The organism is Alistipes sp. An116 (assembly GCF_002161005.1).
Taxonomy (GTDB): domain Bacteria; phylum Bacteroidota; class Bacteroidia; order Bacteroidales; family Rikenellaceae; genus Alistipes; species Alistipes megaguti.
The window spans coordinates 110,465-125,137 of record NZ_NFLR01000008.1; the positions used below are offsets into that span (position 1 = coordinate 110,465).

Genomic DNA, 14,673 nt, shown 5'->3' on the forward strand with positions numbered 1-14,673 from the left:
GCGGTCCGTCGGGACGGATTCCGGACCGGATGTCTGTGGCGGCGGTTGTCGGCCCGGATACCAGCGGCGGCGGTTACTCCTCCTCCTGGTAGTAGACCTTGTAGTATTTGCCCTTTTCGTCCTGCCCCTGCTCGATCAGGTCGCGGTTGCCGTGGATGTAGATGTGGAAGTTGCGGTCGAGTTTGATCACGCTCTTGTAGGCCCGGGCCTGCCGCTTGACCGCCGCATCCGAAATGCCGAATTCATCCTCGATGCGGATGTCGCGCTCCTCTTCGTAGGCCTGTTTGAAGCGGGCGAAACTCTCGGCCACCTCCGGCTGGCGGATCACCCGTTCGGAGAAGTCCGACATCGAGAAGTTGTCCTGCTCGCGGAAGTAGTTCATCGTCTCGTTGAGCAGTTCGGCCTGGTCGGCCTTCGAGACGTCGAACTCCCGGGCCAGATGCTTCGTGACGTATTTCTTGCACATGGCCAGGGCATTGTGCGTCTGGTGGTAGCTGTCCTGGCGCTCGCGCACGTGGAGAAAGTCGTCGATCCAGTAGCGGGCTTCGGTGCGGTTGGTGTTGTCGACGATCTGCACGACGAAGCCCTCGTCGCGATCGAGGTTGAAGATCACGGCTCCCTTGTCGAGGTGTTTGATGTCGATACCCTGGTGGGTTGCAAGGCGTACACCCTGCTCTTCGGGGCGGGCGTCGAGGTAGGTGTCGCGCGTCTCGGACTTGAAGAGCCCGACGGCATCGACCGTCTCACCGGCACCGCGGCAGTTACGGAAGCAGACGACATAGAACTCGCCGCCCTTGATCTGTGGCAGCGTGCCGCAGGCGTAGAGGTGGCGGGCCAGATTCACCGAGTTTTCGTAGAGGGTCGAGGGGTCGTCGAAGATCCGCCCGACGAAGTTCCAGACCTCGTTGCACGACAGATCGCTCTCGTGATGGAGGTTGTAGAGGATCTCCTCCTTGAAACCGTCGAGGAAATAGGAGGTCAGCGTGCGCATGAGCTCCTCGTCCGAGGTTTGGGGCGAGAGACCGGGCGAGACGAGCAGCGGTTCGTCCTTCGACTGGTTGCCGACTACGTGTACGGCCAGTGCTTCGATGCGGGTATCTTCGGTGTAGAGCATGTTTTTCGGAATTTTGCGACGTGCAAAGATGCGGATTTTTCACCGTTCGGGCAAATTCCGGCGGTGGAAACGGGCTTCCAAAAAGAGCCCCTGCCGCAAAAGACGGCAGGGGCGTGGCTCCGACCGGAGGGGCGCGTTACTCCTCCTTGATGTCCACGAAGGTTGCCTTCACGTTGTCGATGAAGAAACGGTTCAGCTTGTCCTGGATACCCGTGAATTCGATCTGGGTCTCCTTGGTCGCGCCAACGATGTAGAGCGTCATGCTCTCCCATTTGTTGCTCGACGTGAGTTCGTATTCGACCTCCGACTCTCCGTCGATCGTGCCGCTGTTGTGGACCTTGATCATGAAGCGGCCGAGGTCGGTGTTCATGATGCCGACATGGAAGCTCAGCGTGACCGTCACCCGTTTCTCGCCGATGGCCGTCATGGCGGGGCTGGTGAGCCAGCCGCGGCTGCTCGACGTGCTGATCTTGGCGAAGCCCGGATGCTGGTAGACGCGCGTTCCCGACCAGCCGTTCTGGTAGGTGGGGCCTCCGTTGTCGGATCCGGGCAGCGTACTGTTGTCCTCGCCCGCCTTGCCGACGCACCAGTCGAAGGTCTCGTCGAAGATCGTATAGGTCTCGTACTCGACGATGTCCTCGACGAAGGTGATGGTCTGACCGCTGCCGTCGCCCTCGTCCAGTTCGATATCGTCGATCCGGTAGTTGCGGGCATTGGCGCCGTGGAAGCGCACGTAGAGCTGCGAAACCCCCTCGGGAAGGTAGAACGGAAGTTCGCTCCGCTCCCAGGCGGCGGCCGTTGAACGCGTATAGGTGAGCTGGGTCCAGTTCTGGCGGTCTTTGCTGATGAAGAGCTGCAGGGCGGCGGGATCGAACGCCGCATCGGAGGTCATGCTGGCGAACGAAAGACGGAAGTTGATATCGCCCTTCAGATCGATGCCTCCGAGCATGAAGTCGGCATCGTCACTCCCGAAGGTAATGTTGTTGCCGCCCGAAGCTCCGTCGTAGCCCGTCGAGGGTGAACTGCTGTCGACCAGGGCATCCGTACCCCAATACTGGCAGCGCAGGCTGCCGATGCCCCGATTCTCCCACGCCTCGAACCGGTTGATGGAGAGCTGCGAGGCTCCGTCGCCGAAACGGCCTTCGTAGAAGGTGACCCGACTCTCCGCACCGGACTGCCGGACGGTGAATCGTTTCATTTCGCCCTGCCGGGTTTCGAAAACGAGGACGGCCGTACGTTCGGCCCCGTTGTTCGGGGCCGCCTCGACGATCACCTCCACATCGCCTGATCCGGCCGTCGGGGAGAAGTTGAGCCATTCGGCCTGTGTCTGCGTGCGGATCATCCAGTAGGTGTTCGAACGGACGTCGATGACCGGAGTTTCGCCTTCGGCATCGAGTCCGCGCTTGTTGATGTCGAGCTCCTGCAGTCCGGTCTCCACGAAGTCCTGACGGGGTTCGGGTTCGTCGCTGCAGGCCGTGGCCGCGGACGCTCCGACGAACCACAGCAGGACATACAGATATGTGCTGAACGTTTTCATGTTGGTCTGTTTTGGATTCGATTACTGGTTGTAGCTGTTGGTCGAGAAACTCTTCGGACGGGACATTACCTCCTTGTAGACGTTGCCGAAACGGTCGGTGACGGTGATCGTCAGCGTGGTGTTGGCGTCGGGCGCCTGAACCGAGAAGAGGTGGATGAGCGGCGTCGATGCGAAGGACTGCGTATACTCGCCCGCCTCGGAGACGCGCGGCACGTCGTAACTGATCGTATGGAGCGGATCCCGCTGGTAGATCTGATCGACGGGCAGATCCCGTGTTCCGTCGTTGACCTTGATCTCCCAGTCGGCATCCCAGTTCCAGACGTTGATGTAGACGATATTCTCGCCCACGTCCCGGTAGTCGTCGCGCGAGGGATAGACCTTCAGGAAGTTCACGGCCATCTGGTTGATGCTGAAGTGGCGTTTTACCTGATTCATGTCGTAGGTGAGGAACTGCCGGTCGGCATTGAGTCCGAAACCCTTGTAGCGCCATTTGATCTCCGTACCGTCGATCTCGAAGATGCTGTAGCCGCCCGGCGAACCGTCCCGGCAGACCTGGCCGTTGCCGTATTTGCCCGTCCACCACCACGTCGAGCAGGCTGCCGCCGTGTTGTGCTCCATGATCGAGGGGGAGTAGACCGTGTTGTGGTTGTAGTGGGTGTGCCCCGTGAGGAAGTGGACGTCGGTGAAGCCCTCGAAGCAGTTGAGCAGATTCGTCCGGTCGCTCTCGGCATACATGGCGTTGGTCACCTCCAGGTCGCTGTTGAATCCGAAGATCGGGCAGTGGAGCCCCACCAGAATCGGCGTCTGTTTGTCGACCAGCGCCAGATCCTTGCGCAGCCAGTCGAGCTGTATCTGCGTGAGATAGCTGCGGAACGTCCGGTCGCCGGACACCCCCTCCGCACCGCCGTTGTTGATGTAGACGTTGTTGTCCAGCGCGATGCAGTGGACCTTTCCGAGGTTGAACGAGTAGTAGGTCGGGCCCAGCAGCTCCTTGTAGGCGGCTTCGGCCTTGAAGTCGTCGGGACAGTAGGGGTCGTTGTCGTGGTTGCCCGGCAGGTGGAAGAACAGCGAGGGGAATTCGGCTTCGTTGAGCGTGGTGATGTAGTTCTCGAGGTTGAACTTGTTGGCATACCAGAACTGGTCCCACGACATGTCGCCCAGCACCATCGTGTAGAAGGGCCGTGTGCCGCACGCCTCCATCGAGGCGAGCAGATCGGGCACGACAATCGAATTGTACTGCGTCAGGTCGCTGTTGCGGTTGGCCAGATGGATGTCCGTGGTGACGAAGAGGGTGAAGTTGTCGTTGTCGGTTTCGACGAGTTCGAAGTTGTGCTGTTCGTGTTCGAGCAGCGACCCCGTGAGCGGCTGCCAGAATTGCGGAAGAGAGCCTTCGGCCAGCGGCAGATACCCCGAGGGGATCGTGACGAAGACGTAGCCGTGGTACTTCTCCGACGGAAGCCAGTAGTAGCCGCTCTCGTCGGTGGTGGTCACCTCGACGCCGTCCGAGACTACGGCCCCCTGGATGGCCTTTTCGCCGCAGAAGACGGCTCCGCGGATCGTCATGCCGGGTTTGTCCGGAACGTTCAGGTCGATGCTCTGGCGGAATTTCAGAATGCCCAGCGCCTGTTCCTCGGTACCGCGCACCAGCGTCAGCGTGTATTCGCCCGTTGCGAGATCCCGCGGAACGGCAAACGTGACGTAGGTGGATTCCAGGGCGGAGGTCTCCAGCGGAATCTCTTCGGAGCCGTTGCCGCGCAGGCAGAAGCGGTCGCCGGCCTGGAATCCCTTGCCCTGAATGGTCAGCGTTTCGATGGCCGAGACATAGAAGGTTGTCTCCGGAACGTAGAGGTGGGTGACGAGCTTCTCCTGTTGGAAGGTATCCCCGGCCGTTTCGTCGTTCTGGCACGAGAACACGCACGGCGAGAGCATCAGGCAGCTCAACAGCCAGAGCGTATGGAAGGTATGTTTTTTCATTGCGTCTTGCATTTAGGTTCTTTCGGGTTGAATCCCTCCTCGCCCGGAGTCTCCGTGCGGGCGGCTCCGGAGAGAGGAGAGTGGTGGATTATTTTTGTTCGGTGAGGGCCCAGAAACTGATTCCCGAGTAGCCGCCCGAACTGATGGCCAGACCGTTGGCTCCGGCACGGTGGTTCTCCGTGGCGCGGAAGCGGATGGTGAAACTGCGCTTCGATTTCAGTTCGTCGGGGAGTTTGGCCGTAAACTGCCGCAGATGGAAAGCTCCGCCTTCGTTCCACAGCGGGCTGACGAACTCCTCAATGGGGTGATACTCGTTCAGCGGGGCATCTTCGTTGTCGGCCCATTCGATGCACATTTCCAGCGGGCCGTACCAGCTGCTGGCGATCGTGAAGGTCAGCCACAGATCGCCGCCCGAGGGGGCAAAGTCGGTGACGTTGAAGACCCAGGCCTCGCCCTTGTAGTCGGGATCGGTGCTGCCTAAGCGGTTCATCGACGAACCGGTGTGATTCCAGAAGTCACGGGCGAGAATGTAGGGATAGGTGTTCTCCTGGCCGTTTTCGGGCGGGGTGACGGTTTGTTTGCCGTTCGCTCCGACGGTGAGGACTCCCGGGATGTTGCGCGTATGGCTGTAGCCGAGCTCAAGAGCGATGCTCTGTGTTGACTGCAGCCCCTTGAAGGCCGTGGTCTTGATCTCGCCTGAACCGACGACCGGCGTCACCTTCTCCAGCGGGATGGCGTTCCAGTCGAAGGGTCCGAACTGCACGAGCGTACGGGTCAGACGGGTCGATTCGTCGTCGGAACCCTCGATGTCGCCGATCGTGCGGACGCGGAGCGTATTCTCCGTCAGGTTGTTCTTCGTGTATTTCATCACGATGCCCGTGACCGAGCAGGCGCCCTGCGGCACGATCCGGTTGTAGCGCTCGAGGAAATAGCTGCGGGTCAGCAGTTTGGTCCAGTTTCCGGTGGCGTCGCGCAGGATGTGCACATAGCGCAGGTGACCGTCCGTGTAGGGCTCGGCCTGGAGGTTGACCGAACCGGCGGACGTCTGGTCGTACTGATCCTCCTGGCTGTTGTAGAGGGTGCCCAGCGGCACGGAGAACTCGACGCTCGGCAGCTTGACCAGCGTGTTCTCGTAGTTGTCGAGCCGGTCGATCGTCACCTCCACCGGCCGGATCGGCTCGCCCGCCGACTGGTCGAAGATGGCATTGGGCGTGAAGGCGGCCAGCTTCGAACCCATCGTCACGGGATCCTGCACGAACTCGGCCTCGTAGAGATGGAGTTTCAGCTTGTCGTTCAGTTTGTAGATGTTGTCTTTCGTGTTGGCGAACTCGATCAGAATGCCCTGCCCGCTCTCGTCCTGCACCACCATCTGATTGCTTTCGATATTGAGCAGCGAGGCGTCGCTGACCACGGTGGCCTCCACCCAGAGGTTCTCGGTGATGTGTCCGATGCCGTTGTTGAGGCGCTGCTTGATCTGGGCAATGGTCTGCTGCGTTCCGTTGTAGGGGTCGTGCTCCTGGTCGAACTGCTTGATGATGACGTTGGTGTAGAACTCTTCCAGTCCGGTGCCGAGGGCGAAGAAACGGATCTCGCCGCTTCGTTCGGCGCCGCTGTTGGGCTTCACGCTGACGATCTGGGTGCTGTCCGTGGCCTCGCCGAACTCGATCCACGAGGCGGCTTCACCGACGGCTTCGGCCTTCCAGCCGACGTTCGTCTGCAGGGCGATGTTGAATTCGCTGCCCTGGGCCGAGGCCTTCAGGGTGTTGTTGCCCATGCCGAGGGCGAAGATCACGTCGCCCGATGCCTGGCGAACGGTGAACGATTTGACGGATTTGCCGCCGACCACCACGTTGACCGTGCCGTAACGCGCGAAGGCTTCGGTATTTTCGCCGACGGTGATGGTGAAACGGCCGCTGTTGTGGCCTTCGCGGGGCCAGATGTCGATCCACTCCTCATCCTCGGCGAAGGTGGTCTCGATGGTCCAGTCGCCCATGTTGGTATACATTTCGAAATCCTGCGCGCCGCCCGCACGGTCGTAGGAGATCTCCCGGATCTCTTCGCCGAAGCGTACGTAGGGTTCGTCCGCTGCCGTCTCGTCCTGCGAACAGGCGCTTCCCGAGAGCCCCAGCGCGAAGATCAGCCCCAGGCGCAGCAGAAGATTCGAATGAAATCGTATCGTTTTCATGAAATAGTCGGATTACGTGTGAATGAATCAGTTGTTGACGGCCTTCAGGCTCCACCATACGGGAATGCGCATGTTGTCGCCGCCCATCTGCTCGACCGCTTCGGCATAGTGCTCGCTGTTGGTCTGCTGCGAACGCTGGGGATACATCAGACGGGTCGGAAGCACGCCGTTGTTGTCGGTGCCCGTACCGATGATCAGCTCTGGATAACCCGTCCGGCGGTAGTCGGCCCACGCCTCGTAGCCGCACCAGAACTGGGCGATGTACTTTTGCTCCATGATCTGCTTCAGGGTGTTGTTGTAGGTCGTCTTCTGGAGGTACTGCTCCTTCTGGAGCTCGTTGATGTGCACCGACGAGGGGTTGATGCTGTCCCAGTAGTCGATCGAGGCGAGGATGCCCTGTTCGTAGTAGCGTTGGGCCTGGATCTCGCCGCCCTTGATCATGCCGCGGTAGGTGGCTTCGGCCAGGATGAAGAGCACCTCGTCGTAGCGCATGAAGCAGTAGGGCGAGGTGTAGTCGCCCAGAATGGCCTTGTTGAGGGTGGCGCTGCCGTTGTTGATGGTCTCCGTGGTGGGGTAACCGCTCGGCAGACCCTGCCACGTGTCGCCCTGCAGCACGGCGTAGAGCGGCAGCCGCGGGTCGCCCAGTTCGTTGAGCAGGTTGATGAAGTATTCGGCCATCACCCGCACGTTCGACGAGAAGTTCTTCTCGGTATATTTGCCGAAGCGGTTGATGTTGGGCGAGATGTTCGTGTAGACGTACATGGCGTTGTCGCTGTTGTCCGTGAAGATCGGGTAGGTCGACGGATTGTTCAGCATCGCCTGCATCTTCTGCGAGACCTGCATCTCCTCGTCGCGGTTGCTCAGACGCATCAGCAGCCGCAGGTGGAGCGAATTGGTGAATTTGCGCCATTTGCTCAGGTCGCCGCCGTAGAGGAGATCCTTGTTGGGACTTTGCAGGGGTTTGTTGACGTTGTAGAGCGAGTTGGCCCGTTCGAGATCCTCGAGCAGCTGTGTATAGATCTCCTGTTGCGTGTCGTAGCGGGGCTGGGTGATGGCTACCGTATCACGCCCCTTGTAGGCTTCGCTGAAGGGGATGCTGCCGAACAGGTCGGTCTGGTTCGAAACCATCAGCGCCCGCATGGTCAGGGCGATGGCTTCGCAGTTGGGCTCGTTCTTCAGGATGGCCAGACGCCGCATGTGGTCGGCATTGGCCGCCTGACGCGAAAGGTAGCTCCAGGGCGTCTGTACGAAGGCGTCGCGGATGATGTAGCGATGGATGTTCTCGGCCTGCAGGCTGACGGTGTACTGCATCAGCTCGCCGTTGAGCTGCCAGGTGCCGTACATCAGGCCGTCGGCTGCCGAGAAGAGCAGTTGTTCCATCATGCCCTCCGGATGGATCTGCCACATTTCGATGCTGTTGGGGTCCGTGTTGTATTCGTCGAACAGGTGTTCGCAACCGGAGACCAGCGTCGCGGCGATGACCAGGGCGAGATATTTGATTTTTTTCATGGTTCAGCGTATTAGAAGTTCAGTTTCAGGTTCAGACCGTAGGTGCGGGTCAACGGATAGGCGCCGGCCTCGATACCCCGGTTGATGGAGGAGCCGACCATGTATCCGGCTTCGGGGTCGTAGATCGGGAAGTTGGTCCAGCAGAAGAGGTTCGTGGCATAGAAGGCCAGCGAGGCGCTCTGGACGATCTTCAGCTTCTCGCAGATTCGTTTCGGAAGGGTGTACTCGAGGCGCAGCTCCTTGAACTTGAGGAAGGAGGTGTCGAAGGTGTTGTTTTCGGCATTCTCGCGGGCGTAGACATAGGTGCTGTAGTAGTCGACGATATCCTTGGTGATGGTCGTGTTCCGGCGGTAGGTTCCGTCGTCGTTGAGGTTGACGCCCTCGTGGATCAGACCGGCGTAACGGCCCGGCAGCGAGTTCTTCAGCTTGCCCTGGTAGGCCAGTGCGAAGTGGGTGACCGAGTAGGCGTTGCCTCCCCACTGTCCGGTGAAGGTGAGCGAGAGCTTGAGGTTCTTGTATGACAACGTATGGGTCATGCCGGCCTTCCAGTCGGGGTAGATGCTGCCCAGATCGAGCAGCGGGTCCTCCGTGCCGGTGAGGACCGGAGCACCGCTCGCAGCGTCGACGATGACCTGTCCCGAGCAGTCGATCTTCGCGCCGTTCTCGTCGACGTAGAAGGCGCCCTGCGGAGCCCGTTTGTAGCCGCGGCCGTAGAGCCGGCCCAGCTCCGTTCCCGGATAGGCGTTGATGTAGATGTTGCCACTGACGTTCATGTTTGAGTTCATCTGCCAGACCTCCACGCCCGGGGCGAGGCTGACGAGTCGGTTCCAGTTCTTGCTCCAGTTGAGGTTGATCTCCCAGCGGGTGTCCTTCGTCCGGATGGGGACGATGCGCGTGGAGAGTTCGACACCCTCGTTGCGCACTTCGCCGGCATTGATAAGTTTGCTGGTGGCGCCGGTGACCTGGTCGACGGGTACACCGATGATCTGGTCGGTGGTGCTCGAGTGGTAGTAGGTGGCGTCGAAGGACCAGATGTTGTCGAAGAGGTGCACTTCGGTACCCACTTCGAAGCTCTCGACGTTTTCGGGTTTGATGTCGGGATTCTGAATGGTGCTCGAGAGGTAGTAGGCGCTGGCGAAATTGCTCGACGAGTAGACGTGGTTCAGGCTGTAGGGCGAGGTGTCGTTGCCGACGTTGGCCCACGATCCCCGGATCTTGAGCATGTTGATCCACGGCGCGCTGTCCCCGAGGTTGAGCAGCCGATCGAGCAGGATGCTGGTGCTCACCGAGGGGTAGAAGTAGGAGTTGTTGCCGCGAGCCAGGGCACTCGACCAGTCGTTGCGGCCGGTGATGTCCAGGAAGATCATGTCACGCCACGAGAGGTTGACCAGTCCGTAGAAACTGTTGACCGACTTGTTGCTGCGGCGCACGTAGGAGAGCGGCGTCGACCGCGAGTTGTTGATTTTGTAGATGTTGTACTCCTGCAGACCGTCCTTGGCCGTCAGCTGTACGTTCTGGTAGTTGTAGACCATGTTGTTGCCGCCGAATGAGGCCGTGAGGTCGAAGTCGCCGAAGCGGCGCTTGTAGGTGAGCAGAAAGTCGTTGTTCATCTCGTAGTTGCGCACAGTCTGCTCCTTGTAGTAGCCGTACTTGTAGCCGTTCGAGTACCAGGGTTTCTGCTGGGTGCGGAAGTCGTTGTAGAAGTCGACACCCGAACGCAGGTCGAGCGTGAGGTTCTTGTGCAGGTTGAGCGTCAGGGCGACGTTGCCGTAGACGCGGTCACGATCCAGCGTGTTGAGCTGCTGGTAGAGCTGCATGTAGACGTTGTCGGCGTACGAGGAGTTGATGAGCAGATACTCCGTACCGGCTTCGTACATCTGGCGGATCCGGTCGTTGTAGTACTCCCGGGCGTAGGAATCCACGCCGATGACCGTCGGATTCCACAGCAGCGTATAGAGCGGTGCGGCGGGGTTGTAACCCGACATGGGGAGGTTGTCGCTGTTTTTGCGGTAGTAGGTCACCTTGCCCTTGAGCGAGATGAAGCGGTTGAGCTTGGAACTGACCGAGAAGCTGATGTTCTGGCTGTTGTATCCCGTGTTGGGAACGATCCAGTTGTTGCGCGAGTCGCGGATCGAGAGGCGGACCGACGTGCCGTTGCCGTTGCTGCCCTCGACCGATACGCTGTTATTGTAGGTGATGCCGGTCTGGAAGAGTCCCTTGTACCAGTTGTCGTTGTATTGCCAGGGAAGTTTGTGGTATTTGCCGGTCTCCCAGTCGCGTGATTCGTACTGGTAGAACATCTGACCCTCGAATTTCGGTCCGAAGCCCATGCGCGAATAGATGCGCGTCGGGGCTTCGATACCGTCTTCGGCATCCTCGGCCCGGACGGTCCAGTAGTTGTAGTACCGCTGCTGGATGACGTTGGTGAGGTTGCCGTTTCCGGCACCGTATTCGGTTTGGAAGTCGGGCCAGTAGCCGGCACGCTCGAAGGTGAACGACGAGTTGAACGAAACGCCGATGCCCTTGGTCGTGCGGCCCGATTTGGTGGTGATGATGATGGCGCCGTTGGCGGCCCGCGATCCGTAGAGGGCCGTGGCGGCCGGGCCCTTGAGCACCGATACCGATTCAATGTCCTCGGGGTTGAGGTCGCTGGCGCCGTTGCCGTAGTCGATCGGGGCGTCGGTGTCGAAGGTCTGAGAGGCAGAGCTGCTGGCGGTCATGTCGCTGCTGATCGGAATGCCGTCCACGACAAAGAGCGCCGTGTTTTTGTCGTGCGAGAGCGAACCTTCGCCGCGCAGCGTCACGCGCAGCGAGCCGCCGGGTCCCGATGAGGTGCCTTCGAGGTTCAGACCAGCGACCTTGCCCGAGAGCGAATTGAGCCAGTTGCTCGAGACGGTGGTGTTCAGCGCTTCGTTGTCGACTTTCGAGACGGCGTAACCGAGCGACTGCTCCTGACGGGTGATGCCGAGGGCCGTGACCACGACATCCTGAATGGCTGTCGACGAGGCGCGCATCGTCACGTTGACGATCGACCGCGTGGGCGAGACGGGAATCTGTTGCAGGTCGTACCCGATGAAGGAGAAGAGCAGCACGGGTGAACGGTCGCTCTCACGGACGGTGATGCGGTAGGAACCGTCGGCATTGGAGGTGGTGCCGCGCGTGGTGCCCTGCAGCAGGATGGTGGCTCCGACGATCGGGGAGCCCTGTTCGTCGGAGATCTTTCCCGAGACGGTCCAGGTCTGTTCCTGCTTCATGGTGGCACGGTCGGCCAGGAAGATCTTCCGGTCGGCGATGCGGTACGAGATGCGTGTTCCGGCGAAGAGTTCGGTGAGAACCTCCTTCAGATCGGCGTTGGTCTTGCGGATCGAGACGTTGCGTGTGACGTCGACCACCTCGGGGCTGAAGGCGAACGTATAGTGCGTCTGGCGGGAGATCTCGTCCAGAACCCGTTCAAGCCGGGTTTGCGAGAAGATCAACGTGACTTTCTGGGCCCACAGGTTCGTCGTCGACGAAAACACGAAAAAGACAATCAGGAAAGCGATCCGGGCCAATGGGTATTTTTTTGACCCGACTTCCCCCGAATGTAATTTGTTTTTCATACATTTGCGGTTGGTTAGAATTGGAAAAAAGAGGACTGATTCTGCCATTCGGGTCGGGCATGTGGGGCATGTCCGACTTTTTTTGGTATTGGGGGGCTGTCAGGTCATAGGCGGGAAGTTTTGAGGTTTGTTCAGGTCGGTTTTCATGGTTTTTGGTTTTAGAGCGGGTAGATGGTGATCGAATCGTTTATCCGCACGATCCGCAGCGGTGTAATGCGTTCCATAGCCGAGAGAATCTGGTCGATGGATTCGTTGTAGAAGTTGATCGTATAGGTGTACCTGTAAAGACTCTCGTCGCAGACGCGGCACTCCACGCCGTAGTTCCGCTCCAGGAAAGCGAGCAGATCACACAGCGGCGTATTCTTGAAATAGTATCGTTTGTGCATCCACCCCATGAGCTGCGTCGAGTCGGCATTGCTCTTCAGAAGGGTTTCACCCGATTCGCGGTTCAGTTCGAGCAGTTGTCCGGGGTGCAGTTCGTAGTTGCGTTCCCGTCCCGAGACCAGCTCCCGGGCCCTCACCTTTCCCTCCTGCAGATAGAGGCTGGTGATGCCGGGCGAGGCCGTGTTGAGGTTGAACCGTGTCCCCACCACCCGGATCGAGAGACCGTCGGTCTGGACCACAAAGGGGCGTTTGGCATCCTTGGCCACGTCGAAGAAGGCTTCGCCGTGGAGTTTCACCTCGCGCCGCCGGCGGTCGAAGCGGGAGGGGTATTCGAGAGTCGTTTCGGAATTGAGCATCACGGAGGTGCCGTCGGCCATGAGCACGTGCATCTGTTCGCCGGCCGGGACCACGATCTTCCGGCTGGCAGTCTCCACTCCGTCCCGGGGCTCCAGCTGTGTGAGTAGCAGCAGGTTGAGCAGAATGAGCGGCAGGGCGACGGCCGCGGCCATCCGGAGTTTGAGCAGGCGGTTGTGACGGCGGCTGCGGCGGCCGATCTCTTTCAGAATCCGTTCGCGCAGTTCGGCGGAGGGTTGCGGCACGGCCTCCGAAAGCAGGGCGCGGGGATCGTTCAGTGCCTGTTTGATGTCCCGATCCATTGCCTTGGCGGCGATCATCTGTCCGGCGGGGGTCTTCAGCAGCCGGCGAGCCTCCTTCTCGCGTTCCGGAGGACAGTTTCCTTCGAAAAAGGCGAGCAACAGGTCGCGGTCGGTTTCGGGTCGGGGGGATGAGGTCGGTTTCATGGGCCGTGTTTTATCATAAATACACACGGCGCGGGGAAAAGTATTATGCCGGAGAGCGATTTTTTCGGACCGATCCGTTGTGGATCAGTTTTCCAACAGCAGGAGTAGCAGCAGACACCCGGCTCCGATCATCTTGCGCAGTTGCTGGATCGACTGGTGGTAGAGAACCTTGACGGTGTTGACCGAGATGTGGAGCCGTTCGGCGATCTCGGCATTCGAGAGCCCTTCGTGGAGTTTCATGCGGCAGACGGCGATCTTCTGCGGGGAGAGGCGTCCGATAGCCTGGTCGAGCTTGTCGAGCAGGTCGCGGCGTTCGAGCTCATTCAGGAATCCGGCCGAATCCCTCTCTGTCATTCGTTCCCAGGCTCCGTCGGTGGGGATTCCGGATCTCAGCACGTTGAGTGTCAGATTTCTGGAGATGGTAAAGAGATAGCCTCCCAGTCCGGATTGCGGATCGAGCCGCGAACGGTTTTCCCACAACTTGAGGAAGGCCTGCTGGACGATATCCTCGGCGGCCGAACCTGTGCGGGTATATCGGTAGGCGAAGGCATAGAGTTGCCGGTGGTATTTGTCGTACGCCATCGCGAATGCCAGGTGGTTGTCTTGGCGTATCTCCTGTGCCAACTCGGTGTCCGTCATCTCTTTGAAGGGTTCATGTTTCGGGTTATCAGTTCTTTGCTGCCTTCGGCGAGGAGCCTGCCGTGAGGTAAATATAGAAATTATTTGCGAGATACCGAAGCCCCGATTTGATTTTTCATGAAGATGCAACCTCTCCCGGCGGGGTACGGAACGGCTTCTTACAGTCCGGAACCGCTTCGTCCGACAGTATCGTCTCTTCTGCTGTTCCACCTTCAAAGAGACGGCCTCTTCCCGGTAGCGATTTTTTTGCGGAGATGACTTTTTGCAAAAAATAGTATATTTGTACAATTCAAATGCAACTTCTCCGTGGAACACACCCCTGTCAACAGGAATGACGATGATGATTTCGGCCGGCTCTATGACGAGTACCGTCCGCGCTTCATCGAGTTCGCCCGCGGATATGTCAAGGACCGGCTCGCGGCCGAGGATCTGGTCACCGATTCGTTCCTCTACTTCTGGGAGAACCGCGGCCGCATCGACCCCTCGTGCAACGTGGCGGCCTATGTCTTCACGACGCTGCGCCACAAGTGTCTGAACTACCTGCGGGCCCGGCTGGTCCGTCTGCGGGCCCACAACGAGATGGAGGCGCTGGAGAACCGTGTGCTGCGCGAGAACATCCGTTCGCTGGAGATGTGCGACCCCCGGCAGCTCTTCGAGGGGGAGATCGAGCGGCTCGTGCGCGAGAGTCTGGACGAGATGCCCGAGCTGACGCGCGGCGTCTTCACCGAACAGCGTTTCCGGGGGCGTTCCTACCGCGAGGTGGCCGAACTGTTCGGCATCACTGAACGCCGCGTGGCCACCGAACTCGAGAAGGCCCTGACCGCGTTGCGCCGGGGACTGCACGACTATCTGCCGGCCGTGCTGGCGGCAGCCCTTCTGGAGCGTCTCTCCAGGCCCTGAAATCACTTTTTTCAAAAAAAATGCATTTTCTT

General features: G+C 59.7%; 9 protein-coding genes. 1 reads left to right on the top strand and 8 read right to left on the bottom strand.

The window, feature by feature from the left end; translation table 11 throughout:
- Window positions 1-73: 73 nt before the first annotated feature.
- The 8 genes from B5E60_RS07395 to B5E60_RS07430 all read right to left on the bottom strand — a co-directional run bounded on the left by B5E60_RS07395 (window position 74) and on the right by B5E60_RS07430 (window position 13,741).
- Window positions 74-1,114: a nucleoid-associated protein gene (locus tag B5E60_RS07395; protein WP_087310837.1), complete on the bottom strand. Its 1,041-nt coding sequence runs from the start codon at window positions 1,112-1,114 to the stop codon at window positions 74-76.
- Window positions 1,115-1,250: 136 nt separating this feature from the next.
- Window positions 1,251-2,651, bottom strand: a complete 1,401-nt coding sequence (locus tag B5E60_RS07400; protein WP_087310839.1) for a BACON domain-containing protein — start codon at window positions 2,649-2,651, stop codon at window positions 1,251-1,253.
- A gap of 21 nt (window positions 2,652-2,672) precedes the next feature.
- On the bottom strand, window positions 2,673-4,625 hold the full coding sequence (locus B5E60_RS07405; RefSeq protein WP_162611605.1) for a calcineurin-like phosphoesterase C-terminal domain-containing protein: 1,953 nt from the start codon (window positions 4,623-4,625) through the stop codon (window positions 2,673-2,675).
- 88 nt (window positions 4,626-4,713) lie between these two features.
- On the bottom strand, window positions 4,714-6,810 hold the full coding sequence (locus B5E60_RS07410; protein WP_087310843.1) for a DUF5689 domain-containing protein: 2,097 nt from the start codon (window positions 6,808-6,810) through the stop codon (window positions 4,714-4,716).
- A gap of 27 nt (window positions 6,811-6,837) precedes the next feature.
- Entirely contained in the window at window positions 6,838-8,319 is a 1,482-nt protein-coding gene (locus tag B5E60_RS07415; RefSeq protein ID WP_087310846.1) for a SusD/RagB family nutrient-binding outer membrane lipoprotein, read from the bottom strand.
- Between the two features lie 11 nt (window positions 8,320-8,330).
- A complete protein-coding gene (locus B5E60_RS07420) occupies window positions 8,331-11,870 on the bottom strand; it encodes a SusC/RagA family TonB-linked outer membrane protein (RefSeq protein ID WP_239403267.1) in 3,540 nt (1,179 codons plus the stop codon).
- Window positions 11,871-12,076: 206 nt separating this feature from the next.
- Window positions 12,077-13,102 (bottom strand): FecR domain-containing protein, encoded by a 1,026-nt coding sequence (locus B5E60_RS07425; RefSeq protein WP_087310850.1) that lies wholly within the window; start codon window positions 13,100-13,102, stop codon window positions 12,077-12,079.
- An 84-nt stretch (window positions 13,103-13,186) separates the two neighbouring features.
- Entirely contained in the window at window positions 13,187-13,741 is a 555-nt protein-coding gene (locus B5E60_RS07430) for an RNA polymerase sigma-70 factor (RefSeq protein ID WP_087310852.1), read from the bottom strand.
- A 306-nt stretch (window positions 13,742-14,047) separates the two neighbouring features.
- On the opposite strand from B5E60_RS07430, the gene B5E60_RS07435 reads away from it, so the two are divergent.
- A complete protein-coding gene (locus B5E60_RS07435) occupies window positions 14,048-14,641 on the top strand; it encodes an RNA polymerase sigma-70 factor (protein ID WP_087310854.1) in 594 nt (197 codons plus the stop codon).
- The last annotated feature ends 32 nt before the right edge of the window (window positions 14,642-14,673 follow it).